Annotated in this window: 2 protein-coding genes; both read right to left on the bottom strand. The window is 73.8% G+C overall.

Annotated features, from left to right (window positions below; translation table 11 throughout):
* Positions 1-671: bisanhydrobacterioruberin hydratase (gene cruF / locus GJ633_RS16795; RefSeq protein WP_156589662.1), on the bottom strand; the 671-nt coding region annotated here is incomplete at its 3' end.
* A 191-nt stretch (positions 672-862) separates the two neighbouring features.
* Positions 863-1,220, bottom strand: a 358-nt coding sequence (locus GJ633_RS16790) for a UbiA family prenyltransferase (protein ID WP_197431391.1), incomplete at its 5' end; no start/stop codon positions are given.

The following is a 1,220-nucleotide window of genomic DNA, read 5'->3' as shown; positions in this document are numbered from 1 at the left end:
AGGATCACGAAGCTCACCATGTCGTCGAGCACGAACTCGCAGTCCCGTAACCGCTCGCGGAGCGCCCCGGCCGCGAACCCCCGGTCGAGCGCCCCGACGGCGACCGCCGCCGACAACACCCACCCCGCGTAGTTGGAGAGCGGGACCCCGTAGAACGCGCCCCCGCCGAAGTCCCAGAACCCGAGCGCGACCGCGCCGGGGTCGAGGACGACGTCCATCGCGAGCACCGCGCCGATCACGGTCAGCAACCGGACTCCCCCGCTCGCGGCTCGCGGACCGAGAAGCAGCAGACAGAGCAGGTACGCGTTGACCACGAGCGGGATGAAGAAGACGGGCAGCGCGACCGGCACCCCGCCGAGCATCGGACCGAGGCTCACGGTGTACGCGAACGAGCCGTACGGCCACCCGGTTGCGACGGCCACCAGCTCGATCGCGTAGGTGTACGCGACCAGGACGCCGAGCCACCCGACGGCCCGGCGGTCGACCGCCGGGAGCACGCCGACGACGAGCGGCGAGCGCATCACCAGCACGCCGAACAGCACGAACCAGGGGTTGAACGCGAGCGGCTCGGGCACCCATCCCTCGGCGCTGCCGACGAGCCCGACCGCCCCGACGAGCGGGAAGAGGACGGCGATCGTGAACCGGTTCTCCCGGACGGTCCGGTCGAGCAGCGCCTCCGCCTCGCGGCGCGTGTCCGGGAGCCGGTCGCGGCGGGCGGCGGGCGGCGCGCGGGCGGCGTCGGACGCGTCCGTCGAGCGCGCCGACGGCTCTGCCGGGCCGGTCGCATCCGTCGAACCCGCCGACGGGTCCGCCGGGCCGGCCGCGTCCGACGACCTCGCCGATCCAGTGCCGTCCGGGTCGCTCACGCGGTCACCTCCCAGATCGGGTAGATCCGCCAGAGCCCGCCCATCGTCAACAGCGCCCCCACGGCGGTGTTCAGCGCCGGGAACAACCAGTAGGCGCGGTCGACCGCGACCGACGACCGGGCGACCCACGCCACGAAGACCGGATAGACCCCGAGCAGCGCGCCGAGCCGGACGTCGACCGCCGCGAACGCGACCGCCGCCGCGGTCCAGCAGCCGAAGCAGTAGGCGTACGTCCGCGACGCGCCGAGCAGCGTCGCCGTCGTTCGGATCCCGGCGGCTCGGTCCGGCTCGATGTCGGGGATCGCAGAGAAGGTGTGCATCCCCATCGTCCAGAGCCACGCGCCGGCGAGCGCC

The sequence above is a fragment of the Halorubrum sp. CBA1125 genome (assembly GCF_009742825.1).
GTDB lineage: Archaea > Halobacteriota > Halobacteria > Halobacteriales > Haloferacaceae > Halorubrum.
The sequence above is the reverse complement of the archived record's forward strand: the minus strand, read 5'-3'. Positions and strand labels throughout refer to the sequence as shown.